We start from the raw sequence: 26,371 nt of genomic DNA on the forward strand, positions 1-26,371 counted from the left end.
AAAACTTTTAACCACCCCAAACAACTCTACTCAGCAGGTTGAGACTTTGCTTCCAGGGCATCTTTAGCAGACAATCCCTGATCTTGAACGCCAAAATACCACAAACTAGCAGCAGCTTCGGCACGAGTCACTGATTTCTTCGGCTGAAACAGAGTAGTAAAACCAAAAACGCGGCGAATATTCGCCAAATCTCCATTGTTAAAATCAGCTAAAACTGCCCGCGATGCCTGGGAATCAATCTTAGAAGCATCTTGAAAACCCCACTTTTCTTTCACTCCGTCAATGTTAGCTGTGGGCAAAACTTGACGAGTATCTAAAGGTACTTTCCAAAGAATCATTGTTTCGCGAGTTAAAGGTGCATCCGGGCGAAATTTCACATCTTTAGTTTCTCCCGAAAGCGAACTCGGAATTACACCGGCTTCTGCTAAACCTTGAATTGCTGAAAAATCAGGGTCAGTTTTGGGTATGTCAGAAAATGCTGGTTCGCTAGAGTCTACTGCTAATCTAATTTGTTTGGCTTGACGGCTAGCATAAATCTGATTGTTAGCTGCTACTAACCAGCGGGCGTATTCGCGGCGAGTGACAATTTTGTTGGGTTTGGGCAAAGTGCTGGCTGTTTCTAAATTAGCACTTTCATTCGATCGCACTTTCAGCGCTTCCAACTGACTTAAATCTGCCACATACTGCCGCAACTGTTGAGGAATTTGGGTGTCTAGTTGGCTAACTTGTGCTGATTTTGGCGAGGCGGATGGCGTTGAAGTAGTTTCCTCTGAATTAGATGGAGTTGGTGAAGCGGTTGGAGATGCGCTAGACTCGGAATTATTAGCTTGGGGGCTGGCGGGAATTTCTGAGCCTTCTTTGCTGTAGTCGATCGCAAATTCTGTAGAACCCCCTACTTTCTGAGTAGGAGAAAGCGACACAGTTACCCGTAAATTATCTCGCGTTGCTACCAAAGAACCTTGTCCCTCGGCGGTGGGGCGGCTGACTATTTCCCAGTTGCGACGCCCAAACTCTGTCGAGTAAAAGTTCTGAACCGAATTAACAGGATCTGTGCTTTCCCAGCGCAGCCGCACATTTTTTTGCGACGGATCGGTTTGCCCACCAACTTCGATTAACTCAGCATTAGGATAGAGTGGAATCTCTGTCGGGAAATCAGGAGGAAGTTTGGCGGTAGAGTTTGTCTCAATTGCTGTTGCCGGTGGCGGGGAAGAGAAAACCACTGGATTTTGTTTTAATTTCGGATCGGCGGCTAAAGATTCTTCGAGGGCCTTGCTGTTGGGGCTGTTGGCACAAGCTGTGACAGCAGCCAGCAGACACACAGCCAGCCAAGTATTTACAGCAGCGAGTATATTGGTTTTATTGGTTTTAGTGATTTTAGATCGTCCTTGAGAGTTGCCTCGCCGTTGAGTAAATATAATATTCAGCATAAATCGCCCCTTTGCAGATATATTTCTAGGCTAGCGCAGATCGATCGGGCCTATATAATTTTTACCCAAATGAAATTTCTGTATTTACTTCTAGTTACTGCTACATTACTTTCATACCCTGTCAAGTTTGCCCGTCCCGCTGCATCTCAACCAGCCCCGCTGCGGGCAGAAATTCAGACGCCAGAGTGGCAGCCATTTTGCTCGGCAATGGGTCAGTTTGCGATCGATATGCCGGGAACTCCTAAAATTAATTCAGAAATTTTTTCAAATCAACTTATTGCTCATACATACCGATCGAACTTAAAAAACAAAGAATCTTATTTGCTTCAATACTTTGATTTAGATTTTCGAGTGAGGAACAATAATATCAATAATATCAGAATTACTTTAAATAATGCAGTTGATTTTTTCGTCGTGGCAGCGAATGCTAAAGTCTTGCAAGTGCGGGATATTTCCCTCGGAGGCTATCCGGGAAAAGAATTTGAGTTTCAGCCGCTTTCCCCCACTGAACCTGTAGGTGTAGGTCAAGTTTTTTTGGTGGAAACCCGCGTTTACGGCCTGGTTGCCACTACCCCAGAACCAGAAAATGCTCAAAAATTTCTCGACTCTTTTCGTTTGTTTTGAAGCAGGAAATTTTACACTGAGTAGTGTACGGTATTTAACGGATTTCAGGGGTGGATATTGAGTGAACCGGGAAAATTGAAAAATTAGTTGGGAGTAGCGCTCAAATTTATTAATAAAACTTACGCTTTTAAACTTGGTGTATAGGAAAATATTAGCTTTAGTAACTAAAAATTTCGGAATCAACCGGGTTTCTGAGGAATAGTGCGTGCCCGACTAATTAAGTTGAATTAGCTCTAAGACCTTATTTTGTTTTTTGTACTCTATCTAACGACATAGATAAATTTTACACCCGTGGAGCGATGTAGATACTTGCTGAAGTTTATATATTTGATGTAAGGATTTTTAAATCCTATAAAAAACCAACGCAGAAAGCAGAAACAAAGACAGAAACCAAGATTCTGTCTTGCTTAATCTGGCTCCTAAATCTGGCTCAACGAAGTCAGACTCATCGAAAGCTTACCCGGACGGTATTAACCTATTATGAACAAACTAACACCAATTCTCCTCAGCGGCCTCCTATTATTTGGAGCTGCTGCTTGCAGCGAAGGGGCTAAAACTAGCTCTGATGCTCCTAATTCAGCCACAGAAAATACCAGTAGCCCGCCCCCAGCCGATACAGTTCAAAAAACTCAGGGTGACGCCACTAGCGAGATTCGCAAAAACCAAGCAAATTCTGATATCAGGGCCAGAGAACAGCGCAACAATGTGACGGGCGGCGATGCAATAAGAGCTGATGGCGACCTGCAAAGTGAAGTGCGCTCCAAGTTAGAAGTAAACATCACTAAAGGTGCGCTAACTGTTGAGGCAAAAGATGGCCTTGTCACCGTAGGCGGCACAGTTCCCAATCAAACTGATTTAGCTAAAATTGAGCCGCTAGCTAAAGAGATTAAGGGTGTCAAAGAGGTGAATGTTACGGCTGTTGTCGCCCCCGCTGCATCGGCATCGCCTAGCAGCAATCAATAAATTAAAAAGAAGAAGTCCGAGGGAAACAAGGAAGAACGATGTAGCGATGTAGGAGAGAAGTCTGAGGGAAGAGGGTAAAGTTGGGCATTCTAAGATTGCTTTGGGAGCGGAGCGCAACGCTTAGGTGACTCTCTAGAGAGAGCGGGGTTTTAAGTTAAAGGGTGTAAATTGAATTTAAAATTAACGCACTCGAAAATCGCGCAATACCTGCAACTACCCCTTCCCAATTTCCGATTTTTCAGCCCGGATAATTAGTGGGAAACCAACCTGAAGAGAGAGCTGGAAGTTATTCCCAGCGACCGATGAAAATTGTTGGAAAAAAATGAATAAATGTGATTGATGGCAGAGCATAAATTCTGTGGTTGTGTAAAAGTAGTATATTCTCAAGGAGAAAAAAAATGGCTTTAGGTCAACACAAGCGAGCTGTAGGAGCCTTTTCTAATTACCGAGATACGGAACTAGCCCTGATGGAGCTGCAAAGTACCGGGTTTCCGATGAATAAAGTTTCGGTAGTTGGGGAAAATCTCGATAGCAGCGAAATTGCGGGCGCTAGCACTGGTACTGGTAAGGGTACCGACGACAAAGCGGGCGGTGGCGCAAAAGCAGGCGCGACAGCGGGAGTCGTGACAGGCGGTTTGATTGGGTTGCTCGGAAGCATTGGAGCGCTGGCGATTCCGGGAGTGGGTCCGGTGATGGCGGGGGGCGCGATCGCCACTCTGCTGGCAGATACTGTTGTCGGAGGCGCGATTGGGGCAGCAGCAGGCGGTTTGGTAGGCGGTTTGGTCGGTTTGGGAGTCCCCGAAGCAAAAGCTAAAGGTTATAATGATCGCGTCTCGCGCGGAGAATATTTGGTATTCGTAGAAGGAACAGATGCCGAACTCGCCACAGCCGAAGGAATTATGAGCGTGCGGGGCATTCAGGATTGGGGCATTTACGATGTGCCCGCAGAGACCGGCCGCAGAGCTTCGGGCAGCCAGAAGCGCGCCGTGGGAGTATTTTCAACCCGCCGCGAGACGGAACACGCACTGGGAGAACTTAGAACTGCCGGTTTCGACATGAATCGGGTTTCGGTCATCGCTAAGGATGCTGACTCGAAAGGGGAGATCGCAGGCATTGACGTGCACGACAGCACAGATAACAAATCCGATGAAGGAGCCACAAAAGGCGCCCTCACAGGTGGCACTTTGGGCGGTTTGACAGGCTTGTTGGTAGGTCTGGGTCTAGTTGCCATTCCGGGAATCGGGCCGATTATGCTGGCAGGAGCCTCAGCTACGGCGATCGCCACTACACTAGCCGGTACGGCTTTGGGTGCAGCAGCAGGCGGCTTGATCGGAGCTTTAGTCGGTATGGGAATTCCCGAAGAGGAAGCTAGAGCATACAACGATCGCGTGGCAAGGGGAGATTACTTGGTACTGGTTGACGGCAGCGAAGCAGAAGTCGCTAGAGCTGAAACCATTTTGAGCCGCGGAGGCATTCAGCATTGGAACACCTACGACTATACTCCCAGCGTCGATAACGCTCGGGCTGATTACGGCGCTCCCGGCACTCCGGGCGCTGATACTACCGCTGGTATTTACGATCCCACTCATGGCACTACCGGCGGCCGCCCTCTGATTTAATACTTCCGAGTTTGTTTGGGTATTGTTTCTACTTCCTGCCGGGTAGTCGCACTCGCGCACTCGGATTGTCGAAACTGATCCAAGCAACATCGGCGAGCTAGGAGTTTTGGACTTCCTCGGTAAAATTATCTCAAAAGTCGGCTTTTTCTCTGAAAGTCGGCTTTTGTCGTGGAAAGTGGAAACATTAAAAAACGCGACCTGTCACCAGTTGAATTTTGATGGGTGGCCCCGACCGTGAGCTGGGCTTTGCGCCGGAGGATCGCTCGGCTCCCTTAATTTTTATACCCTCAATCCGCAGTGTTTTTTTACTCTGTAACACTCACTACAGCTCGATTGCAAACCCCGCAGTATTATCAAATTAGATGACATAAATTACAGCAGATATTGCCCAGTTTGTCAAAGAGCGACTATCTTTAATTATGGGGTGGCTAATTTCACCAACTTATACAGGTGAAGTACCCAGTCCCGCGCGCCCAGAAATGCCTGGGGTGGTCGGCAAATATTAGAATAATAATATTGTCGGAGCCTTGGGGCAAGACTTAGGCCGGTCATTAGTTGGCTGTAGCAGCCGAATTGCCGTTGGCAAGACCTGCTACAGGAATACAGTTTTTCTGGGAATGCCTCAGCGAAACATTTGAGAAGCCCAGGAACAGCTTTTATGTCCGGGAGCGCGTCTGGTGTCGGGTGTTCTGTTAATTAGAACCGCAAGCGCTCATGGATCGAGTAAAGATTGATAGCAAGCACAGCAGCGCGGGAGCACAATGGCTCGCGGCTCATTTTTTCGCGAAATCTCAGGCTCAGCGCAGCGTATTGTTTGCTTTGCCTGCGACTCGTTCAGCACTCCGAGGGAAACAGCCTTCCTGTTGGATTTCACTGGCGCGCAGCACAGTGGGGGGAGGTGAAACTAGCTGAGCTGACCGGGCTCTGCTTTCATGGGCGATCGAAGATAGAAGGCACTTATGTAGAAGGCATTTGGGGTTGAAGCTCCGAGATCTTGTTTCTTGATTGCACTAATAAATTCGATCGCCTGTACCAGCAATTTTTCCGGTCAGAATGCGGCGCGGATGCCGCCAGCAATACTCCCAATATTCGATCGACCTTGACAAGATCGATCGACAACTTCTCGGTATTTTGCTACATGGTTAGCAGTTAATAGTTAGTGATTAGCAGTTAGTATAAATACAACTAACAATTAACAACTAACATCAACCGCCAACTAATTACTAGCTAAATAAGACTTACAGGGCTTACACGCGGCGAGAAACTAGGTTTCTTCATGACTGCCGCGCTGAAAACACCCAGATTATTTACGAGAAACCGGGTTTTTCGTGAGTTATAACTAGGTGAGCAGGGTGATGCTAGGAATCAACCAGTTTTGACAATTGTTAATATGGCAGTATAGGTTGAAAAAACTTACGGCCAAACACGATAGTACAAATTTTCAGACAACAGAGAACATCGAGAAATTAAGGAAACTCACTCAACTTTTTTTATGAATTTCACTGAAATTTTAAGTGCCGATGAACTTTTAATTAGACATAGAAACGGGGAACGAGATTTTCGAGGGGCTAACCTCATTGAAGCTCATTTGAGTGAAGCTAATCTCAGTCGAACAAATTTGAGCAGCGCTAATTTGAAAGGCGCCAACTTAATTAAAAGCAAACTGATTGCAGCTAATTTAAACGGCGCCGACTTGAGCGGGGCTAATTTGTCTAAGGCGAAATTAATTGAAGCTAACCTCGGGAGTTCTAGTTTAACTGGAACTGTGGCGCTCGGAGCAGATTTTAGCGGGGCCAATCTCAGCGGAGCAATATTGTCTCAGGCTGACTTGAGCAAAGCTGTAATGACGGGAGCGAGTTTAGTAGGAGCTTGTTTGCTAAGCGGCTCAAAACTAACTGAGGCTAATTTGAGCGGGGCGACGCTGAGCCGAGCAATTATGAGCGGGGTTGACTTAAGCAGAGCAAATCTGACGAGAGCGATTCTCAGCGAGGTAGACTTGACCGGGGCAAACCTGAGCGGAGCAACTTTAACTCGGGCTCATCTCAATCGCGGAAATCTCAGCGGCGTCAATTTGGTTGGGGCTTCTTTGAGCGAAGCAAGTCTGCGGGAGGCATCTATTTGCGCTGCTAATTTGAGCGGTGCTGACTTGAGCGGTGCTGACTTGCAATCGGTCAATCTAAATGGCTCTAATTTGAGCGGTGCCGACTTGCAGGGAGCTAATTTGAGTAAAGCTAATTTAAATGGTTTGATTCTGCACAATGCTGATTTGAGGGCTGCGAATTTGAACAAAGCTTCTTTGCGGGGAGCTAACTTGAGCGGTGCGAATTTGGCAGGTGCTAGCTTGCTGGAAGCGGATTTGCGGGGGGCGAATTTGAGTCACGCCAATTTGTCGGGAGCGGGTTTGCTGCTAAGTTCTCTGACAGGGGCGAATTTGACAGGAACTAATTTGTCCGAGGCTAATTTGATTGGGGCGAGCTTGAATGTTGATAATTTGAATGAAGCAGCTTTGGGCGGGGCGATTTTGCCGAATGGAGCTACTCACAGCCGGGATTGATATCAAATCCGTTAGCATCGGAATAGTAAATTCGAGTTCACTGTTGACGGTTGACGGTTGACTGTTCACTGTCAACAGTCAACCGTCAACCGTCAACATCATTCCGGTGTAACCGGAAATGATATGATAAGTTGATTAAGGGAAAATAGTTTTGAGTTTTAAATTAAATAATCTTTAATTTAAAGCTCAAAACTTTTGACAATAAAGAATTCAGGAGTCAGGAGTCAGAATCCAGTTATCGGTTGTGGGGGGCGGGTTTAATAGATTGTCGATCGCAGACAATCTATTAAAATTCGGACTCAGCGATGCAGTCTCAGAGGCAATTTCAGCATTGCTTTGACTAACTCATTCGCTTCGACAGGTTTTGCAACATGATGTTGAAACCCAGCAGCAAGAGCTTGTTTCCGATCAAAGTCTCCAGCATAAGCAGTCAGGGCGATCGCCGGAATTTGCCCGCCCTGCTGTGGTGGTAGAGTTCTAACTTGTCGCACTAGCATATAGCCATCCATCTCTGGCATTCCGATGTCGCACAGGAGGATATCGAAGGGTGTGGTTGAGAGCAGTTGCAGCGCCTCGATCGCAGACCCAACGGCAGTCACTTTGGCTCCGGCTTGTTCCGCTACAAACGCCACAAACTCGCGTGAATCGCGTTCATCATCCACAACCAGCACGCGCAGATTTGCCAGATCGAGATCGTCAGAGCGAGCTTCAGCCCCAGGGGCAACTTCTTCAACCGGATTCGCGGTATGCCAGAGGGGAAGTTCAACGGTGAAGGTGGCTCCCTGTCCTTCACCCCTACTCTCAACCCAAATTCTGCCGCCGTGCAGTTCCACAATTTGACGCGCGATCGCCAGCCCCAATCCCAAACCCCCAAATTTACGAGTTATGGCTCCATCCTCTTGCCGAAAATGCTCAAACACATAAGGCAGAAAGTCAGGATTAATGCCTTTTCCCGTATCAATGACTTGAATCTGGGCATAAGTTTTAGTTTGGGTTAACCTAACAGTAATTTGCCCGCCTTCAGGGGTGAATTTCACGGCATTGGATAAAAGATTCCAGATTACTTGCTGCAAACGCCCGGAATCGCCAATTACCATTCCCTGGGAGGGTGAACAGGTTGTTTGAATTTGCAGTGACTTAGCTTCGGCGGCTAGTCGAACGGTTTCTAAAGCGGCCGAAATCACCATATTCAAGTCAACGGACATCCGATTCAAACTCAGTTTGCCGCTCAGAATGCGGGAGATGTCGAGCAAGTCATCAATCAGTTGTGACTGGAGTCGCGCGTTGCGTTCGATCGTGGCAAGGGCGCTAGCCGTTTTTGCCGCATCAAGTTTGCTTTGCTGCAACAGCTTCGACCAGCCGAGAATGGGATTGAGCGGCGATCGCAACTCGTGAGACAGCACCGCCAAAAACTCATCTTTAATTCGGTTGGCAGTTTCGGCGGCTTCCCGTGCGGTTTGTTCTCGTTGTAGGATTTGTTCTCGTTCGACTTCGATGCGCTTGCGATCGCTAATATCTTTGAACACGACGGCAACTTTTCGCGCTTCTAGCTGCCCGGTGCGGCAGGCATAAACGTCGAACCAACGGTTCATTGCTTCAGAGCCATTCTCCAACCGAACAGCTTCACCTGTCAGGGCGACTTGAGCGTAAATCTTAATCCAGTGGTCTTCAAAATCGGGGACTAACTGACGCACGGTTCTACCAACGGCTTGTCGAAGTCCCGTTTGTTGCTCGAACGCCGGATTGGTTTCTAAGAAGCGGTAATCGATCGGCGTGTCATTGGCATCAAACAGCATTTCAATGATGCAAAAGCCTTCATCGATCGACTCAAACAGCGTTCGATAGCGTTCCTCGGATTGGCGCAGGGCTGCTTCCGCTTGAATTCGATCGGTGACATTCCTGAAATAAACGGTGATTCCCTGTGCCGCAGGGTAGGTGCGGACTTCGTACCAACGATCGTGGTCGGGATAAAACGCCGTAATTGATGCAGGCACGCGATCGCGCATTGCGCTCCTATAGATCCGCTCAAACTCGCTGCCAATCAGTCCTGGGTATTCTTCCCATAAATTCTTGCCAATCAAATCACCCGGAGTGCGATCGAGCAGTTTTTCGGCGAATTGATTGGCGTAGGTGAACCGCCAGGTCTCATCCAGGGCCAAGAATGCTTCAGCAATACTCTCCAGAATATTCCGGCTCTGATCCTCGCTTTCACGCAAGGCTGCTTCCGCCCGTTGGCGATCGTTTTCGACGCGCACGCGATCGGTGATATCAACGGCAGCGCCGTAAATCACTTGTTCTTCTGGGTACGGCTGGGCATTCCAGAGAAACCAGCGGTACGAGCCATCTTTGTGCCGGTAACGGTTTTCAAACGTAAAGGTTTCGTTACCGGAGAACAGATTGTCGGCTTCTGCAAGGGAGGTTCCCAGGTCGTCCGGGTGCACAAACTCACTCCAGGGGCGGGATGTCATTTCGTCTGGTGTCCAGCCGAGGATTCGTTCAAAGGTTGGGCTTACCCAGTGGAAATATCCGTTTATGCCCGTAATCACTTGCAAATCTGAACCGACGGCAAGAAACCGTTCCCGTTCCTGCTCAATTTTTTTGCGATCGTTGATATCCCGAAAGAAAAAAGACAGCCCCGTCGGGGAAGGATAAACGTGAACCTCAACCCACAAATCAAACGGGGCATAATATTCCTCAAAGTCCACCGCGATTTGCTCGCTGAGCGATCGGCGATACTGGATTTCAAACTGATTGCCGATCGTGCCTGGGAAGGCTTCCCACATCGTTTTGCCCAGAATTGCTTCTAAAGGAGTTCGCGACAGTCGTTGTGCCGCTTCGTTGGCATAGGTAATGCGAAAGTCGAGATCCATTGCCATAAACCCATCGGTCACGCGCCCCAGAATGGTTCGCTCTCGCACAGTTGCTTCCTGTCGCAGCCGTGCCAGCTTCAAACTTGCTTCTACCCTTGCTAGCAGTTCGCGCCCCGAGAACGGTTTAATCAGATAGTCGTCGGCTCCAGCTTCGAGTCCTTCGATGCGAGATTCTTCGCCTGCGCGGGCTGATAATAGAATGATGGGAATGTCTTGGGTTGCGGGATTAGAACGCAGCGATCGCAACAACTCAAACCCATCCATCCCCGGCATCATCACATCCGTTAATACCAAATCAGGGGGATTTTTCTTTAGAGCGGTCAAAGCGGCAACGCCATCGGCGACGGTTTGAACAATATAAGAACCGCTCAGGAGTCGTCGAATATAATCGCGCATATCAGCGTTATCATCTACCAATAAAATTTTCGCTGGAGCGGCCCGATCGGCTGGTGCCTGATTTAAGTTAGTAGGATTATTGTCTAATTCAAAATCCCAAATCGGCAATCTAAAATCGCCTTCTGGCAACCAGCGTTGAGCTTCTTCAACATAGGGCATCGCGCCGGAGCGCGTTGATGCTAACGTGCGACTGGCGCCAATGCGCTCCGGCGGCAGATGTGCTGTTCCGGTGGGAATCGTCACCGTAAAGCAACTTCCCTCCCCAAAAGTGCTGCTGACATCAAGCTTTCCACTGTGTAGTTTGACGAGTTCTTGCACTAGCGATAGCCCAATGCCAGAGCCTTCAAAACTCCGCCCTTGCGAGTTTTTGATTCGATGAAATCGCTCAAATAAATGCGGTAGTTCTTCGGAGTGAATACCGACTCCTGTATCTGCAACTGATAATTCAACCCCATTTTCGACGCACTGCAATCGAACAGTAATGGTTCCTGCTAAGGTAAACTTAAAGGCATTTGATAATAGATTGAGAACGATTTTTTCCCACATTTCGCGATCGACATAAATCGCTTCCGGCAAGGGTGGACAGTCAACAATTAGCGACATTCGGGCCCGTTCAATCAGCGAGCGAAAAGTGCTGGCAAGTTCTGCCGTATAGGTTGCCAAATCTACAGGTTCATAAGCTGCCTCCACTCGACCTGCTTCGATGCGCGAGAAATCGAGCAAGCTATTGACGAGTTTGAGCAACCGGATTCCGTTCCGCTGCACCAGTAGTAATTGTTCGCGTTCTTGAGGTGGAATTGTTCCATCCAGATTCGCGATCGTTTCTTCCAACGGCGACAGCATTAAGGTCAGGGGCGTGCGGAATTCGTGCGAAACATTGCTAAAAAACGTGGTTTTAGCACGGTCTAACTCAGCTAATGCTTCGGCACGTTTACGCTCTTCTTCGTAAGCGTGGGCGTTGGCGATGGCTGTTGTCACCTGGCCTGCCATCAAGTCAAAAAAACCTTTGTAATCATCATCAAACGTTCTAAGCGGACTCACTCCAGCAATCAGGAACCCGAAGGTTTCTCCCGATCGAGTTAGTGGTAGAACTACCGCTTGATGAGGAGATTGGGACCACGCGCCGCCCGGTAAAAGTCCAAATTGCGCCTCCAAATCTTCAATGATTCTGCTTTCGCCCGTCTCCATGACTTGCTTCAATTGCCACTGGCACTTGTGGGCGGATGTAAGCTCGATCGCCTCACAAGAGGCAAGGGTTCCGGCTGCTAACCTTGTTGTACCTGCGAGTCGTGCGATCTCGCTTTCGCCATCGAGTAGATAAAACAGCGCAAACGGGATGTCATAGGCGTTCTTGGTCAATACGGTGGCGGAAATTTCGCAAGCTGCTTCTACCGTCTTGGCAGTGACTGTTTCTGCGGCTAATTCGCGCAACGTTGCCAAGCGGCGATCGCTCAACACGCGCTGAGTGTCCTCGCTACAGGCGCAGAAAACGCCCCCCACTGGAACATCATCATTCGCCACCGGACTGTAGGAAAAGGTAAAGTAGGTTTCCTCTGTATACCCGTTGCGCTCCATTACCAGAAGCAATTCTTGATTCCACGTCGATTGTCCCTGGTTCAAAACCGCTTCTGCTTGTGGCCCTAGCGTGTCCCAGATTTCAGCCCATACCCGTGAGGCAGGCTGACCTAGTGCTTGCGGATGTCGCTTGCCGAGGATAGGAATGTAAGCATCGTTATAAAACTTGGTCATCTGCTGTCCCCACCAGACGAACATGGGGTAGCGAGAGCCTAAGATGATCCGAATCGCGGTTTTCAAGCTTTGAGGCCAGGTTTCGACAGCCCCCAGCGGCGTTTGCGACCAGTTATGCGATCGCATCAGCATCGCCATCTCGCTATTGCCTGCAAAAATCTGTTCAACGAGTTGAGACTGCCGGATCATGCGCTTGTCCTTCCATTGGGCCCACAGAAACGGGCAACGATCTTCATTATCTAGGCTGACCGGGCGGGTTTAGGTAGGTGATGCCAGAAACCCAGCGGCGATCGCCGGTTGCTGGTTAACTTGTCCAGCATAGGCTGCCAGAGCGATTGCCGGAATCTGCCCGCCGGGCGATCGCCCTTGGAGTTGGCGAATTTTACGCATGAGAGCAGATCCGTCCATCTGTGACCTTTGGATATCATATCAATTCGGCCACAGCCGGAACGAGCGAGCTTTGGTTTTTTTACCCAATGGAAACCAGAGATCGCTTGAATCAAAAAAGGTGGTTTGAGGAGAACAAGGCAGCACTGAAATAATACGAATTCCATTAGTGAGTGGCATCTCCCTGTGAGACAGTTTGACCCCACCATAAAGCTAGCGCTTGGTGGTGGGTATTTCTCCTAATCTTCATTTTTCTTTGTGAAACATACTTGCAAAATTTTTGACATCGTGCTAACGTTAAAAGGTTTGAGACTTAACATCAATAGAGGTAAAACCCCGCAGAATGAAACAATTGGGAACCCATCTGGTCGCTGATGCTTGGCAGTCTCCTGGAGACTTGCTTAACGATCCTGAACGTATCCGCCGCGCTATACTCGATGCGATCGAAGCCGGAGGAGCTACTCTCATCGATTTGTGCGTACACCAGTTTAGTCCTCACGGAGTGACAGCTACTGCTACTTTGGCAGAGTCTCATATAGCAATCCATACTTGGCCTGAACACGGTTATTTTGCTGCAGACTTATTTTTCTGCGGAGCCGGCGACCCTCACCGAGCCATGAAGGTGCTACAGACCGCTTTAGAAGCTAAACAGGTAAAACTCACTGAGTTCACGCGCGGTTTCGAGCCAGGGGTGGGAATCGTAGGTTCTGCTTGTGAAGAGCAGTATGCCCCTCGTTCAGTAGAAACGAGTGCCGCCAGAGGATGATGGCCAATTAGCGTAACTTTGAACAATTTATGCTAGGTTTTGTTTAAAATCCCACGGCTGGAGTCGTGGGATTCTTGTTGGAATTTACTTTTTCATTAATAAAGGGCGGACAACTAAATAACCTGCACCGAAAGCTGCAATCACAATCAGAAAAATCGCGATCGCCAACCACAATCCACTTAAGTCTGAGGTTTTTTTGAGTTGAGGTCGGACACGGTAAGGAGTTTCCGGCACCTCTGTAAATAATTTTTCGGGAAGTGGCTGCGGCATCGAGGCGGGTGTTGGCTCCGGTTCCGGTAGTGGGAAAGGGAAAGCCACTGTCTGAGGTGGTTGAGGTACGGCAGAATTAGTCTGCGAGGTGGGAGGTGGTGGGGGCGGAGGTTGAACGCTGAAATTGAATTTGACTGACGGCATTTGAGGCATCCCTGTCTGGGTGACGCTCTGAGCCGAGTTGACTACTTGCTGTAACTGTTGGGATACTTGAACTACTGTTTCTACTTCTCGCCGCAGTTGTTGATTTTGTTGGACTAATTGCTGATTGTGGGTTTTGAGGGAGTCCACCATCGCTTGGGCTGCTTGCAGCTCTGCCGTGACTTCTCGATAGAGGGAAATTGGTACCGATGGAGAGTAACTATTTGAGTTTTCCGGGGAAGTATTGTCAGATAAGGTAGTATTTTGCATAATTATTGTAGATGGCGAGGGTGAACTTGTTTTAGTTTAGCCTGAGAGTATTTGCAATTAGATCGATCGCAACACAATTCGTCAAGATATTTGTTACATATATTGAACGTAAATTTAATTTAATGTTACAAGTTTTTAGTCAATCGCTATGAACAACTACGCACCGGAACAAACTATGTCGCAAAAGTCAAGCACCGAGGAAATGAAATACGGCGAACGCCAGATTTTGGAAGGCGAGTTAATTACTTTCCCGAATCCGCGAGTCGGGCGGCGCTACTCGATTAACATTACTTTGCCGGAGTTTACTTGCAAGTGCCCCTTTTCTGGCTATCCCGATTTTGCGACAATTCACGTTACTTATGTACCCGACGAGCGGGTGGTAGAGTTAAAGGCGCTGAAACTGTACGTTAACAGTTATCGCGATCGCTACATTTCTCACGAAGAATCGATCAATCAAATTTTAGACGATTTTGTGGCGGCTTGCGCGCCCCTAGAAGCGACGATTAAGGGCGATTTTTCGCCGCGGGGGAACGTCCACACCGTGATTGAGGTGTCGCACCAGAAGTAGGGTGGGTATTAAGCTGTTGTGGCATTGAGATTTAATTGTGGGGTGGCCTCGAAGCGCACCCCACAATAGTTTTAAGAGATAGAATTGTTAAAAGTAGTAAGTAATTGTAGGGTGCGTCAGGGCAGCCCTCTCAAGCTAGTCAAAAAGTCGTTCAAACGCTTAAAATCTCGTAGTTGGTAGGGTTTACACTAAGTATCGGTTGAGTTTGTCGCCTACCGGAGAGTACCGATTGACCGGCGTTTCAGCATTTTGATTTTTAAACCAAAACTCCGTATAGCAATTGTCATTACTTGAAATTTGAAAAATTAGAACGTGAAATAGCGGTTTTCTGCTTTTTCTCAGGTTGACATTAACCACCTCGACATATCTGGCAACGCGCACGCTACAAACTCAACTAATCTTGTTGATATTTATCGTTGGTGTAAGGTGCGCCTAGCGCACCCTACGGTTAGCTTTGACTTGCAACAGAAGTCGGGGCGATCGCACTTTTTTCCTCTGCTGTTTTCGATTCGGCTAACTTGTCCAAAATCTCCACAACTTCTCTTTCAAAAGTCACCTGAGCGCGATTAGTACGCCCCCCGACGTATAGTTTGCCGTCCTTTTCCAAAGCCCAAATCTGCGAGTGAGACAGATAGCTCATCAGCACGCTGAGCATTAGCAACCCGAAGCCAGTATAAACGATCGGAATGCCCGGATCGGCTTTAATTTGCAATCCCGTACTGCCTACAACTTCGTCAATTGTCAGCATCACTCCATTAACTTCTACCGCCGTGCCTGCGCGAACTGTAGTTAATAATTTGCCATCCGTACCGTACACTAACATTGTGCCTTGCAAGTCTTTTGCTAACAGAGAAACTCCCGCGCTCAAATCTGGTTTTGTTGGAATCCAAGCACCCCAAATTCGGCCTTGACCTTGGGTGTCTAGCTGAGCCATTGGCAATTGTAAAACCGGGCTTTTGTTGAGGCGAACTCGCACGGCGGCTATTGCCCAATCTGCTTGATAAAATGTGACTCCCCGGTATCTCAGGGGCTCGTTAACGTGAATGGTTTTGCGATCGACCTCTTGGCCTGTTTTGTCCAAAACTGACAAGTCAGAGTAAAATTGGTCGATCGCACCGCTCGGACTATAATCAATCCAGAACCGATTAACTCGCATCGACCAATCCTTCGGTATTTGCGGCCCCGCCCAAGGCCCTGCATCCATGATATTCTGCACCTGAAATGTTTCGCCGCTGGGAACCATTTCTTGACCTAGAAATCCCGTCATCGCGCCCCACATCGACCCAGCTAAAATAATTAGCATACTGGCGTGAACAATAATCGGGCCGACTTTGCCAATTATTCCCTTGCGAGCATAAACTTTTTCGCCTTCTCGAAATATGCGGTAGTTTTTTTGCTGCAAAAGTGGTTCTAAGGAACTTAAAGCAACTGTTTCTAATTCCGCACTGAGAGCTAATTTTTCAAACTGCTTTGGTTCTTCATAAAATTTCCAGCGACGGGCAGCTTTTAATGCCGGAAATTGCCGCGTAAATGTACAAGCTGTTAAGCTGCTGCCGAACAAAATTAGGATGGACAAAAACCACCAAGTGCGGTATACGTGGTCAAGTCCTGCAATTAGCACAACTTTCCAAGTTAGGAAGCCAAACAAGGCGGGGTGTTCTGGATAGTTAGATTGGTAAAAGGGTACTGATTGGCCTTGTTCGATGACAGTGCCGGAAATGCTGAAAAATGCGATCGTCAGCAGCAAGATAATTGCTAGCCGCAAATCTGCTAGCACCGGCAATATTTCTCGCTTGAAAAACCTTTGAGGGGCACTCGCCCAGTTTGATAGTTTAGATAGAAATACTTCTTTTGATGTCATTGGTAATTATGAAGAAAGTTCGGCAACGGATTGTGTAACGGATGTAACGGATGTCAGGAAGTTCGGCAACGGATTGTGTAACGGATGTAACGGATGGAAGAAGGGAGAAAGAAGAAAGAGGAGGGAAAAACAAAACATGAATAAAATATTATTATTTTTATCGAGCAAGCCTCAATCAATTTTGAATTCTTTTTCTTTTCTTTCTTTCTTCCTTCGTGTTCTTCGCGTCTTCGCGGTTCGTTAAAAAAACGTAATTCACGCATTCAGTAGAGATTGCTATATCTTTAAATAAAGACTGAAGTCCTTACTACTAAAGTTAAGCGGGAAGGATGCGGGAAAGCAGAGAGAAAACGCCAAATCCTACTAGCAAAACACCGCTAACAGGAGTAATCCAACTCGACCACCGACGTAATTCTAACAACTTTTTAATGCTAGCAGTAAAAGTACCTGCTATAATCAGCGGAGCGACGTAGCCAGCAGCGTAAAACAGCAGCAACACACCACCTAAAACTGTATCCCCCGTTTTGGAAACCCAAGCTAAGAGTGTAGCTAAAACCGGAGTGCTGCAGGGAGACGCTACTAAACCAAAAGTTAAGCCCAATAAGTACGATCGCACCCCCGCCGGCAAATCTTTCGGCACCCACCCCACAGCGTCGAAAGACGGCATTTGTAAGGGTAAAGCTTCGAGTAAATTCAGCCCCATTAGAATAGCAATAATGCTGACAAGAATCGGCAAACCCAGGCCAATTTTGCCGTAAACTTGTCCGGCAAATGATGCTACAATACCTAAACCCGCAAGGGTGGTGGCTAATCCCAGGGAAAACCACGCAGACTGGGCTGCGGCTTGCAGGCGACTTTTTGCTTCGTATCCACCGATGTAGCCGATCGTGATCGGCAACATTGAAAGCATACAGGGCGTTAAGCTCGTTAGCAACCCTGCCAGAAAGATGACTCCGACGCTGACTAAACTGAGGTTTGTCAGTTGAGTATTTACTAAATTATTAGCAAATTGTGCGATTTCGTAAAGTTGGGTTTGCAGGGTTTCCATCAGTCGGTTTTAGATTTTAGATTTTAGATTTTAGATTTTAGATTTTAGATTGACTCTACAGTCGATCGATTTTAGATTTTAGATTGACTCTACAGATGAATCTGGGAGTTTCAACTAAATATATAATTTTTTTGCTCTCCACAGTCGATCGATTTTAGATTTTAGATTTTAGATTTTAGATTGACTCCACAGTCGATTTTAGATTTTAGAGAGCCTCTACAGATAAATCTGGGAGTTTAAACTAAATATCTAATATTTTTGCTCTTCACGACTCCTGTCGGGGGCTTGTATCCCTAGGCAGGTGACTTCAGGTTCCGGGCTGTTCTGGCTTTCTTGAAAATTGTAACAGATGCGCGCAGGTTCGGTTTGAGATTTAAGATTTTAGCGATATTTACTGGTTGGGAGTTAAAAGGTCGATCGCACCCTGGTTTAAATTGATATTTTGACAGCATCCTCAACAAGCTGTTGGCAACGGGCGCAGCTTGGGAGTTAAAAGGTCGATCGCACTCTGGTTTAAATTGATATCTTGACAGCATCCTCAACAAGCTGTTGGCAACGGGCGCAGCCTATTGCACCAGATAATTCATTGACTGCGAAATCGGCGCAAAAGCCTGTCGTTGAAAGTATTCAAACAGACTTTAATTTAACTCTACTTTAAATTAAAGCCACTTTCTTCATTAATAGACCCGTCAGGCATTATTGCCCCTGCCAGCACCGCACCTCTGAGATTTGCGCCCGTTAAAATAGCGCCTTCTAAATTAGCATTGCTCAAATTTGTGACTTGTTTGGAACCTCGGAAAAAGAAGCTGTGCAAGTCAGCACCTGTTAAATTAGTGTCTGCCAAATTAGCATATTGCAAGTCAGCACCGTGCAGCGTCGCCTCCGTTAAATTAGCTTGGGTAAGATTGCTTCCCCAAAGTCGAGAATCTAAGACATTAGCATCTTGTAAATTGGCGCGGCTCAGATTGGCCAAAGTCAGATTAGCATCCCACAAGTTCGTGCCGTTGAAATTAGCTTCGGTCAAATTGGCTCGACTGAGATCCGTGCCTAAAATCTCAGCATTTGCTAAATTAGCGCCGGTGAGGTCGGCGTCAGAAAGATCCGCATTTTTTAAGTTAGCACCGGACAAATTAGCGCCGCTCAAATTAGCGCCGCTCAAATTAGCTTCTTGGAGATTAGCGCCCCGCAAATCTACAGTGTTCAAATCGCATTGCTTCCACAGAAAGCTGACGCACCAATTATCTTTTAATAGGTGACTCAAATCCTCCGCATTGGCGGCCATCACAGGAGGAGTTAAGTAGAGAGTGAACAGGACGATCGCCAACACCGCAGCGAAGAAAGTTTTCAGCCTCATAACTCTTTTCATTGACACTAATTTGCGCCATTAATTATTGATGTCTAATCAAAGCATAGCAAATAATTTGCAACTTCCCTCAGCAAGATTACTCAAAAATATTAGTGTAGTGAAAGGTTAATCAGGGTTGGCGCAGGCACAAACTTAATTCAGGTTGTGTTAGACCCGCTTTGAGCTAGAAACCCGGTTGATTCACAAATGCCTCGCTGCCAAACTAATATTTTTCCTAAAAACCTGGTATAAGATAACCGCAAGTTGGCTCGGGATTTGCCAGTGCAATATCGCTACAAAGTAATACTTGCTCCAGGCAGTTGCGATCGCTCCCCCAGGGGCATATCTGCAAACAATCCTGGTATAAACTGCTCAATATGGGAATCAAGAAACCGCTCCTCTAGCCTACAAGCCTTATATTTAAAGGGTTCTAGACGCAATTTTTGTTGATGGCGATCGGCATCACTAACTAAGGCTAACGCTCCTCACACAACTCAAGCCCCAGCATCACCCAATCTCATCAAACTTATCACGTTCCTGAGACTACGGATATCACTGTCAATAGCTCAACTATGAAAGAAAATAAGAGCATACAGTTGAACAGCACTTTTCCCATGCCTACTATCCCCCTTCTCCCAACCCAATTAGTTGTCACAACTATTTTCAATTCGATCGAATCTTTGGGATTCACTAATATTGCCGGCGTATTTTCGGGGGAGCAAGCTGAATCCCGACAAGAGGCAAATTTAAAAGTTAGTACCAAAAAGTTTTACACTCAGGGTTTAAAAAATCTCGAACAACAAGACTTGCACGGTGCGATTAAAAATTTCACTGCCACAATTAACATTAATCCGCAATTCGCCTCAGCTTACAACGATCGCGGTGTGGCCCGCTACAAATTAGGCTACAAACAATCTGCGCTGGAAGATTTAACTACAGCCATCAAACTCAATCCTTACCGAGCCAAGTATTACAGCAATCGGGGGTTTATGCTGACTCGTTTAAAACATTATACAGCGGCGATCGCAGATTACACCTCGGCACTGCTGCTCAACCCTAATGTAGCTCAATCTTACTTTAACCGAGGTGCTATCCGCCTGCAAATGGAGAATTCCCTGGCAGCACTAGCTGATTTTGAGTCAGCAATTCGCCTCGATAGCGATTTTGCTAAAGCTTACTTTAACCGAGGACTGACTAGATATAAATTGAGAGAGGTTGAGGGAGCATTTGAGGATTTTCAGAAGGCGGCAGGGCTTTTTAAGCTGCAGGGGAAAATGGATTCTTATCAAGAGGCAGTTTCTCAAATTACAAAGCTATGGTGTTAGTTGAATTTGGGAATTGGGAATTGGGAATTGGGAATTGACCATTGATAATCAGGTAAGGTGCACCGAAGAGCACCCTACACCTATAATTATTGCCTCAGTCTTGTTAAAGTTAGCCAATACTCAAGGCGGCGTCTCTGGAAGGCAAGTTATCGGCAACGACAGCAGAAGAAAAGTTAATTTCAAAAGCAGCATTTTGAACTGCTGCAGGAGTGGCATTTTGAACCACAGCCAAAGTAGCTCCTCCAAATTGAATGAGTGTGTTGCTGCCTGATTGGGTGAATGAGGTGTTGGATAAAGGGCTGGTCAAGGCAATGCGATCGCCATCTCCCGGCCTAAAATCAAGAATTATATCGCTCGACGCATCCAACTCCAGAATTTCACCCGTAACCAGAACAAACGTATCAGTACCGCCACCGCCGGTGAGAGTATCGCTGCCAATATCGCCAAGTAAAATATCGTTACCATCGCCGCCGATTAAAACATCGTTTCCTCTGCCGCCTCGCAAAAAGTCGTTACCAGCATCGCCATTGAGATTATCGTCGCCGAGATTTCCGTTGATAATATCGTTGCCAACACCGCCGCTAATGGAGTCGTTACCTTTGCCGCCTCTGAGAAAGTCGTCGCCTGCTTCGCCGGTGAGGGTATCGTTGCCTTGGCTGCCATTAATTGCATCATCCGTGGGTGCACCGAGGATGCGATCGTTTGCGCTACCTCCCACTACACCGTTAGAATTTTGCTGAGAGTCTTGGGAAGTGACTTGATAGTTGTTCGGGGTGTTGGCCAATCTGAGGGCTCGCAAAGGCAGATTTACAAAATTGGTACTGTTAATGAAATCGTTGAGTACATTAACATCGCTAATGATGCTAGAAACCCGGCTGGGGACGATTCCTCCAACGACTTTTGCAGTTGAAATGCGATCGCCCTGCTGCACCGCATTCACCGTTTCAAAACCTTGAATAACGTTGCCAAAAACAGCATAATTACCATCCAAAAATGGCAAATTATCCAAAGCAAAATAAAACTGCGAAGAAGCCGAATCCAAAGCATTAGAACGAGCCATTGCCACAGCCCCGCGATTATGCCGCAACTGCGGCGTCTGGGTGACAATTTGGTTGTAAACAGGTTGCGCGGCTCCTTGCGGCTTAATTTCCAAAGGAATAAAACGCGCCTGATTGGTATCCGGGTCAATAAAACTACCCGTTCCCAATTGACTTGCTGGAATTCTCGTATCCCTGCTGCGCGGATCGCCTCCTTGCACCACAAAAGGATCTGGCTGGCGCACAACTCGGTGAAACATCACCCCGTCGTAAATGCCGCGTTCAACTAAGTCAACAAAATTTCCTCCAGTAATCGGGGCATTAGTGCCATCGACTTCGATCACAACGGGTTGACCGTTAATTACCTGGACTACTATAGCTTTGCCTGTTAACGGGAGTGCAGCGCTCATGGGTAAATTGCTATTTGAGTGAGTGATCTTTGGGTTTTAGAAGCAATCCGCGAATTGCCCCTACCCATTTAATCAGAAAACTGTAAACTTGTCTTAAGTACAGTTCTACTTCTAAATTTATGATGTCCCGTCGCAATTTTTTTAGCACTTTATTGGCAATTTGTCTAGTTTTTCTAAGTTTCAATTTTGCCACACCTGCATTTGCCCTCGGTGGCAAGCTTCCGACGGTGAATGAAGCCGCACCGGATTTTAGTTTGCCGACAAACAGCGGCGACGGACAAGTGTCTCTGTCCGATTATCGCGGTAAGTGGCTGGTAGTCTATTTTTATCCGAAAGACTTTACATCCGGTTGTACGATCGAAGCACGGAGATTTCAGGAAGACTTGCCGAAATACTTGGCAAAGAATACTCAAATTATCGGTATTAGCGCTGATGATGTCGATTCCCACGCGGAATTTTGCGATTCCGAAGGTTTGAAGTTTCCACTGTTAGCTGATACGGATGGTAAAGTGAGTAAAGCTTACGGTTCTTGGATTAGTTTTATCTCCGCGCGACACAGTTTTATTATTGACCCTGAAGGTATTTTGCGCGAAACTTTTGTGAAGATTAATCCGGCGATTCATTCTAAAGAAGTGTTGGCTCGTTTGGGGGAATTGCAGGCTAACGGGTAATGCGAGGTTTCACAGTACACGAAATACGAGAAACCGATCGCGTTCGCTTTCTCCATACCCGCAATCGCACCCTCTACAAGAACGTGCTGCGGATGAACATTGACCGCAACCTTAGGCTGGCCATTCTCAATCAACTACACTGATGGCAACGTCAGCATCAGCGGACAACATGAAGAAACCCCGATCGTCCGCGCCGGAGGGCTGGTGGAACTGCTAGACACGATCGATTTAGGACAGCCCATTGCCCTGGATGGAAATATCACTGATTTGATCGATCGCACTCGCGATCGATCTCCAGCCAGGGGATGGCATTGTCCTCTACAGCGATGGCATTACAGAAGCCAAGAACATGGACATAGCCCAGTATGGATTGGAGCGACTCTGTGCGATCGTGAGTCAAAGTTGGCAACAATCCGCAGAGGAAATCAAACAACCAGTGATTGCAGATGTCCGCGAATTTATAGCTGGAAAAAAGCAGTTTTATGCTATCAGTTTGCTTATCCTCAAGCAGCAAAAATAGGGTGATATTTAAGGATTTAATTAATCTTTATCGTGGCTCTTGATAGAAATTTTGGGACTGTTCTATATTCTGGCGATCGCTAATTTATCAGGTCTGGATATTATAGCGATCGCTCTCGGTAATTTTCCAAGCCCGGTTTTTGATTAATATTCTCCAAACTTGCTCTCCACTTAGTCGAATTCCTGTTTTTTATTCTAGATAGGTCGCTAACCTAGGCACCCGCACTCATGTCTCTTTAATTGTCATTGGAGTCTTTATTGACAATATCGTGAGATTAGGGCGAAAATGTATTATCTAATTTTATGTGAGTATTGTTTGGGAAAATCCCCATCGCATTAACTAACAAATTATGCCAAAAGTTGTTTCGATACACTCCTATCGACGCGGTACAGGTAAATCTAAATTTACTGGTAACTTAGCAACTACGGTAGCCCTGCAATGTCATTGAGTCGGCGTAGTTGATACAGACGTGCCCTCGTCTGGTATTCACAACCTGTTCTGCCTGGAGCCGGAGCAAACCTCTAAAACCTTGAACAATTATCTCTGGGACAAAAGTTCGATCGCAGACGCTGTGCTGCCTATGATGTCAGTGTCAACATCGGTATAGATAGTCCAGGCAAGCTGTTTTTGATACACTCCAGTGTCAAAGCAGATGAAATTGCCAGAATTTTGAAGGACGGCTATGATTATGTCAAGCTGCTGAATGATGGGTTTCATAGCTTGGTGAAAGCACTCAAGCTTGATTATTTATTTATTTATACCCATCCTGGCTTGTAGAAAAAGACGTTTCTCTCGATACCATCTCCCCTGTGCCGATCCTGATCTCAAGATTTTGGCTTGCATTTGTTTAATCTTGTCAAACCAGAGCACAATTTGGACGAGTCGATTGCCAGCGGTGACGGACTTAATGATTGGTAAGGCTAAACATCGCCCTTAAATTACAATTTTTATATTAGTGAAAAAAAGGTGGTACGATACCTCAAACCTACTGCCACGAAAGAGGCTAAATGTCAAGCGCTCTTCAAAGCTGTAGCCACCGTCTAAATTTCTATGAGTGTCATCTATTAATGGTAAGTAAATCCGATTTTTTTCGAGGCATTTTTTCCATCATTATTGCCACTTTTGCCTCCTATATCACCTTATAATTAACTGGGATAATGACTCCAAAAAAAGGTGAAAATATTCGCCTAGGTGGGTTAATGGGTGTTTTTTGACAATGGAAACGGGCATCGGGCTAATCTACTTTATAGGAATGCTGGCTTATCACCTGCCAGTAGCGATCGCCTACGATTTACCTATTGTGGTCTTTTGGCTTGCCGTAGTCATTGCCTCTAGTATCACCTTCTACAGCTTGCATCGAGGTTTTGCACACAGGTTCTCGTTGTTAATTCCCGGTATTCTCATCGGATCTGGCATTGAAAATATGCTTTATATTGGCATGGCGGCGATGCGAGTACCTGCCGAAATGCACCATAATTACTGGATTGTGGCACTGTCTTTCTTAGTTGCCGTTATTTCTAAATCTATAAGGAAGTCCGATGTACGACTTGACGAGATTCACTTTAAGGGACATGGCGGAATGCGGGTTGGCTCTACGCCATTTTGGCTTGGGGGTTGAAAGTATGGAAGAGGCGAGTAACAGAATTGTTAGGTATGTTTACGAAAATTTCTGTACTAAGCCAACTGGTGAGAAATCCTGCGCCCTAGTCCGTTTGTTCAAAACTCACCCTTATGAAGACTTAGAAGTCGAACTTGCCGAGTATGCCCGTAGTATGTTGGGCGACTATCCCCCTTTGCCTGCCATGAAGTGCATGACTGCACTGGCAACAGTAGGAGAACAAACGGAATGGAACTCAAGACACACATCCGTTGGACATAAGGCTATTCCACTGGCAAGCGAATCTGTAGTCGATCAGCTACCGATGATCTCACAGCTCATCAGACAGCTCGGCTTAGATATAAAAACAGTTATCAACCCTGACCCGAATCTTTTGGTAGAAATCGAGCAGAGGAAATACAACGTCTTCTATGTACCTGAAGCGATTGGCAGCCCCTATATTCCCGCTCAGGACTCCTTTGTGATTCCCTTCGGAATCAAGTCTGTGTTGGGGTTTGGTGGCCTATTACCTTCAGGCAATATGTTTGCAATTATCATGTTCTTGAAAGTCCAGATTCCTATTAGCACGGTTCAGATGTTCAGCACTCTGGCGCTGAACGTCAAGACAGCACTGCTGCCCTTCGATCGAGGAGCTGTCTTCGCTCAAAAAGATGAATCTACTACAGCCTCTAGGCAAATATTCACAAGAAACACTGAGCAGGAGCTAGCGCAGCTTAAATCCCAAGTAGCGACTTTGAGGCAGTTGCTTGATGTTTTTGACCAATCGATCTTGGTACAATCCGATCGACTCGAACAAGCCATAGAGGAACTGGCAGACTCGGCGCAAAAGTTAGATACACTCAACCAGAGACTCAAGGAAGACAATCTTCGCATGGGTGCGGAATTGGATATAGTGCGTCAAATGCAGCAAATGATTCTGCCAAACGCTGAGGAACTGGAAATTGAAGGACTCGATATTGCTGGATACATGGAGGCTGCCGATGAAGTCGGCGGCGACTACTATGATGTTTTAAACACAGATGGCGTTGTCACTCTGGGCATCGGCGATGTCACTGGACATGGACTTGAAAGTGGCATCTTGATGCTGATGGCGCAAACCGCCGTTCGCACCCTCAAGGAAATCCCCGAAGTAGACCCCGTTCGGTTCCTGGATGTGATCAACCGCACCCTTTACAAAAACGTCCAGCGCATGAATTCCCAGAAAAGTCTTACCCTAGCGATTTTAAATTACTCCCAAGGACGCATCAGCGTCAGCGGTCAACACGAAGAAGTGCTCGTCGTGCGAAACGGTGGACAGCTAGAACGTATCGACACCATGGATTTGGGCTTTCCTATTGCTCTTGACGACGACATTGTTAAGTTCATCAGTCACATTTCCATTGAGCTACACACGGGAGATGGAGTAGTCCTCTACACTGATGGGATACCAGAAGCGAAAGATATCAACAAAGTGCAATATGGAGTCGATAAACTCTGTGAAGTAATTAGCGAGAACTGGCACAAATCGGCGACCGAAATTAAAGAAGCCATTATTGGCGATTTGCGGCGGCATATTGGTAAGCAAAAGGTATTTGATGACATCACTTTGCTGGTTTTGAAGCGACAAAGCGATGCTTCAGATGCTCATCGATAACGGCAACTGGAAGTAGGGCTATAGTTCAAAAGCTCAAAACTGTTCGGAGTATTAATTAGTACGACAGCCTTTAATATAGTGCAAGACTTCTTGATAGATTTGACTGCTAACGCGATCGCCTCTTCTGCCATTTTCCAGCTTTATATCATCCACGAAAAAATTTAGATTAAATTCAGCGTAGGCTATTCCATCATCACTATGATTTGTCTCTGTGATTAATACCTGGAGTTTAGACTAAGACAGAATAAAGGGGTGCATTACTGTAAATTGAATGCACTCAAGAATCAACAATCGAAAAC

General features: G+C 46.7%; 21 protein-coding genes. 11 read left to right on the forward strand and 10 right to left on the reverse strand.

Annotated elements, in window-relative coordinates:
• Positions 1-26: 26 nt before the first annotated feature.
• Positions 27-1,427: an S-layer homology domain-containing protein gene (locus QUA62_RS24940; protein WP_333407466.1), complete on the reverse strand. Its 1,401-nt coding sequence runs from the start codon at positions 1,425-1,427 to the stop codon at positions 27-29.
• A 69-nt stretch (positions 1,428-1,496) separates the two neighbouring features.
• On the opposite strand from QUA62_RS24940, the gene QUA62_RS24945 reads away from it, so the two are divergent.
• The 4 genes from QUA62_RS24945 (at position 1,497) to QUA62_RS24960 (ending at position 7,187) form a co-directional block, all read left to right on the forward strand.
• Positions 1,497-2,051, forward strand: a complete 555-nt coding sequence (locus QUA62_RS24945) for a hypothetical protein (protein WP_333287837.1) — start codon at positions 1,497-1,499, stop codon at positions 2,049-2,051.
• A 480-nt stretch (positions 2,052-2,531) separates the two neighbouring features.
• On the forward strand, positions 2,532-3,014 hold the full coding sequence (locus QUA62_RS24950) for a BON domain-containing protein (protein ID WP_333213726.1): 483 nt from the start codon (positions 2,532-2,534) through the stop codon (positions 3,012-3,014).
• Between the two features lie 398 nt (positions 3,015-3,412).
• Complete coding sequence (locus QUA62_RS24955; protein ID WP_333407467.1) at positions 3,413-4,633, forward strand: histidine kinase; 1,221 nt, start codon at positions 3,413-3,415, stop codon at positions 4,631-4,633.
• A gap of 1,492 nt (positions 4,634-6,125) precedes the next feature.
• Positions 6,126-7,187 carry a pentapeptide repeat-containing protein gene (locus QUA62_RS24960; protein WP_190655884.1) on the forward strand — a complete coding sequence of 354 codons (1,062 nt, stop codon included), beginning with the start codon at positions 6,126-6,128 and terminating at the stop codon, positions 7,185-7,187.
• Between the two features lie 299 nt (positions 7,188-7,486).
• Here QUA62_RS24960 and QUA62_RS24965 read toward each other — a convergent pair whose 3' ends face one another.
• Positions 7,487-12,391: an ATP-binding protein gene (locus tag QUA62_RS24965; protein ID WP_333407468.1), complete on the reverse strand. Its 4,905-nt coding sequence runs from the start codon at positions 12,389-12,391 to the stop codon at positions 7,487-7,489.
• 69 nt (positions 12,392-12,460) lie between these two features.
• Positions 12,461-12,610, reverse strand: a complete 150-nt coding sequence (locus QUA62_RS24970) for a hypothetical protein (RefSeq protein WP_333213734.1) — start codon at positions 12,608-12,610, stop codon at positions 12,461-12,463.
• 322 nt (positions 12,611-12,932) lie between these two features.
• Between QUA62_RS24970 and speD the strand changes: the two genes are divergently transcribed.
• On the forward strand, positions 12,933-13,355 hold the full coding sequence (gene speD / locus QUA62_RS24975; protein ID WP_006633984.1) for an adenosylmethionine decarboxylase: 423 nt from the start codon (positions 12,933-12,935) through the stop codon (positions 13,353-13,355).
• A gap of 84 nt (positions 13,356-13,439) precedes the next feature.
• Here the strand turns inward: speD and QUA62_RS24980 are convergent, their stop codons facing one another.
• Positions 13,440-14,036, reverse strand: coding sequence for a hypothetical protein (locus tag QUA62_RS24980; protein WP_333407469.1), 597 nt, complete (start codon positions 14,034-14,036; stop codon positions 13,440-13,442).
• A gap of 148 nt (positions 14,037-14,184) precedes the next feature.
• On the opposite strand from QUA62_RS24980, the gene queF reads away from it, so the two are divergent.
• Positions 14,185-14,604 (forward strand): preQ(1) synthase, encoded by a 420-nt coding sequence (gene queF, locus QUA62_RS24985; protein ID WP_006633986.1) that lies wholly within the window; start codon positions 14,185-14,187, stop codon positions 14,602-14,604.
• Between the two features lie 448 nt (positions 14,605-15,052).
• On the opposite strand, the gene QUA62_RS24990 is transcribed toward queF, so the two are convergent.
• The 4 genes from QUA62_RS24990 to QUA62_RS25005 form a co-directional block, all read right to left on the reverse strand.
• Complete coding sequence (locus QUA62_RS24990; protein WP_333407470.1) at positions 15,053-16,465, reverse strand: cytochrome c biogenesis protein; 1,413 nt, start codon at positions 16,463-16,465, stop codon at positions 15,053-15,055.
• 316 nt (positions 16,466-16,781) lie between these two features.
• On the reverse strand, positions 16,782-17,513 hold the full coding sequence (locus tag QUA62_RS24995) for a cytochrome c biogenesis protein CcdA (RefSeq protein ID WP_445243929.1): 732 nt from the start codon (positions 17,511-17,513) through the stop codon (positions 16,782-16,784).
• 293 nt (positions 17,514-17,806) lie between these two features.
• Complete coding sequence (locus QUA62_RS25000; protein ID WP_333407471.1) at positions 17,807-18,049, reverse strand: hypothetical protein; 243 nt, start codon at positions 18,047-18,049, stop codon at positions 17,807-17,809.
• Between the two features lie 113 nt (positions 18,050-18,162).
• On the reverse strand, positions 18,163-18,879 hold the full coding sequence (locus QUA62_RS25005) for a pentapeptide repeat-containing protein (RefSeq protein ID WP_333287848.1): 717 nt from the start codon (positions 18,877-18,879) through the stop codon (positions 18,163-18,165).
• A gap of 551 nt (positions 18,880-19,430) precedes the next feature.
• Between QUA62_RS25005 and QUA62_RS25010 the strand changes: the two genes are divergently transcribed.
• Positions 19,431-20,183: a tetratricopeptide repeat protein gene (locus QUA62_RS25010; RefSeq protein ID WP_333407472.1), complete on the forward strand. Its 753-nt coding sequence runs from the start codon at positions 19,431-19,433 to the stop codon at positions 20,181-20,183.
• Positions 20,184-20,292: 109 nt separating this feature from the next.
• On the opposite strand, the gene QUA62_RS25015 is transcribed toward QUA62_RS25010, so the two are convergent.
• Positions 20,293-21,630 carry a peptidylprolyl isomerase gene (locus QUA62_RS25015; RefSeq protein ID WP_333407474.1) on the reverse strand — a complete coding sequence of 446 codons (1,338 nt, stop codon included), beginning with the start codon at positions 21,628-21,630 and terminating at the stop codon, positions 20,293-20,295.
• Between the two features lie 122 nt (positions 21,631-21,752).
• Here QUA62_RS25015 and QUA62_RS25020 point away from each other — a divergent pair, with 122 nt between their 5' ends.
• Positions 21,753-22,301, forward strand: coding sequence for a peroxiredoxin (locus QUA62_RS25020; RefSeq protein WP_445243811.1), 549 nt, complete (start codon positions 21,753-21,755; stop codon positions 22,299-22,301).
• 99 nt (positions 22,302-22,400) lie between these two features.
• On the forward strand, positions 22,401-22,826 hold the full coding sequence (locus QUA62_RS25025) for a hypothetical protein (RefSeq protein ID WP_333407475.1): 426 nt from the start codon (positions 22,401-22,403) through the stop codon (positions 22,824-22,826).
• A 532-nt stretch (positions 22,827-23,358) separates the two neighbouring features.
• Here QUA62_RS25025 and QUA62_RS25030 read toward each other — a convergent pair.
• Entirely contained in the window at positions 23,359-23,538 is a 180-nt protein-coding gene (locus QUA62_RS25030; protein ID WP_333407477.1) for a hypothetical protein, read from the reverse strand.
• A gap of 499 nt (positions 23,539-24,037) precedes the next feature.
• Here QUA62_RS25030 and QUA62_RS25035 point away from each other — a divergent pair, with 499 nt between their 5' ends.
• Positions 24,038-24,439: an MHYT domain-containing protein gene (locus QUA62_RS25035; protein ID WP_333407478.1), complete on the forward strand. Its 402-nt coding sequence runs from the start codon at positions 24,038-24,040 to the stop codon at positions 24,437-24,439.
• A gap of 4 nt (positions 24,440-24,443) precedes the next feature.
• Positions 24,444-26,072, forward strand: coding sequence for a SpoIIE family protein phosphatase (locus QUA62_RS25040; RefSeq protein ID WP_333407479.1), 1,629 nt, complete (start codon positions 24,444-24,446; stop codon positions 26,070-26,072).
• The last annotated feature ends 299 nt before the right edge of the window (positions 26,073-26,371 follow it).

The sequence above is a fragment of the Microcoleus sp. MON1_C1 genome (assembly GCF_036701945.1).
Taxonomy (GTDB): Bacteria; Cyanobacteriota; Cyanobacteriia; order Cyanobacteriales; family Microcoleaceae; genus Microcoleus.

Coding starts and splice junctions, on each gene's coding strand:
- QUA62_RS24995 (WP_445243929.1), bottom strand. CDS start 17,513: ATGGAAACCCTGCAAACCCAACTTTACGAAATCGCACAATTTGCTAAT.
- QUA62_RS24960 (WP_190655884.1), top strand. CDS start 6,126: ATGAATTTCACTGAAATTTTAAGTGCCGATGAACTTTTAATTAGACAT.
- QUA62_RS25040 (WP_333407479.1), top strand. CDS start 24,444: ATGGAAGAGGCGAGTAACAGAATTGTTAGGTATGTTTACGAAAATTTC.
- queF (WP_006633986.1), top strand. CDS start 14,185: ATGAACAACTACGCACCGGAACAAACTATGTCGCAAAAGTCAAGCACC.
- speD (WP_006633984.1), top strand. CDS start 12,933: ATGAAACAATTGGGAACCCATCTGGTCGCTGATGCTTGGCAGTCTCCT.
- QUA62_RS25000 (WP_333407471.1), bottom strand. CDS start 18,049: ATGCTGTCAAGATATCAATTTAAACCAGAGTGCGATCGACCTTTTAAC.
- QUA62_RS25030 (WP_333407477.1), bottom strand. CDS start 23,538: ATGAAACCCATCATTCAGCAGCTTGACATAATCATAGCCGTCCTTCAA.
- QUA62_RS25020 (WP_445243811.1), top strand. CDS start 21,753: ATGTCCCGTCGCAATTTTTTTAGCACTTTATTGGCAATTTGTCTAGTT.
- QUA62_RS24970 (WP_333213734.1), bottom strand. CDS start 12,610: ATGGACGGATCTGCTCTCATGCGTAAAATTCGCCAACTCCAAGGGCGA.
- QUA62_RS25010 (WP_333407472.1), top strand. CDS start 19,431: ATGAAAGAAAATAAGAGCATACAGTTGAACAGCACTTTTCCCATGCCT.
- QUA62_RS24950 (WP_333213726.1), top strand. CDS start 2,532: ATGAACAAACTAACACCAATTCTCCTCAGCGGCCTCCTATTATTTGGA.
- QUA62_RS25005 (WP_333287848.1), bottom strand. CDS start 18,879: ATGAAAAGAGTTATGAGGCTGAAAACTTTCTTCGCTGCGGTGTTGGCG.
- QUA62_RS24955 (WP_333407467.1), top strand. CDS start 3,413: ATGGCTTTAGGTCAACACAAGCGAGCTGTAGGAGCCTTTTCTAATTAC.
- QUA62_RS24940 (WP_333407466.1), bottom strand. CDS start 1,427: ATGCTGAATATTATATTTACTCAACGGCGAGGCAACTCTCAAGGACGA.
- QUA62_RS24980 (WP_333407469.1), bottom strand. CDS start 14,036: ATGCAAAATACTACCTTATCTGACAATACTTCCCCGGAAAACTCAAAT.
- QUA62_RS24965 (WP_333407468.1), bottom strand. CDS start 12,391: ATGATCCGGCAGTCTCAACTCGTTGAACAGATTTTTGCAGGCAATAGC.
- QUA62_RS24990 (WP_333407470.1), bottom strand. CDS start 16,465: ATGACATCAAAAGAAGTATTTCTATCTAAACTATCAAACTGGGCGAGT.
- QUA62_RS25015 (WP_333407474.1), bottom strand. CDS start 21,630: ATGAGCGCTGCACTCCCGTTAACAGGCAAAGCTATAGTAGTCCAGGTA.
- QUA62_RS25035 (WP_333407478.1), top strand. CDS start 24,038: ATGGAAACGGGCATCGGGCTAATCTACTTTATAGGAATGCTGGCTTAT.
- QUA62_RS24945 (WP_333287837.1), top strand. CDS start 1,497: ATGAAATTTCTGTATTTACTTCTAGTTACTGCTACATTACTTTCATAC.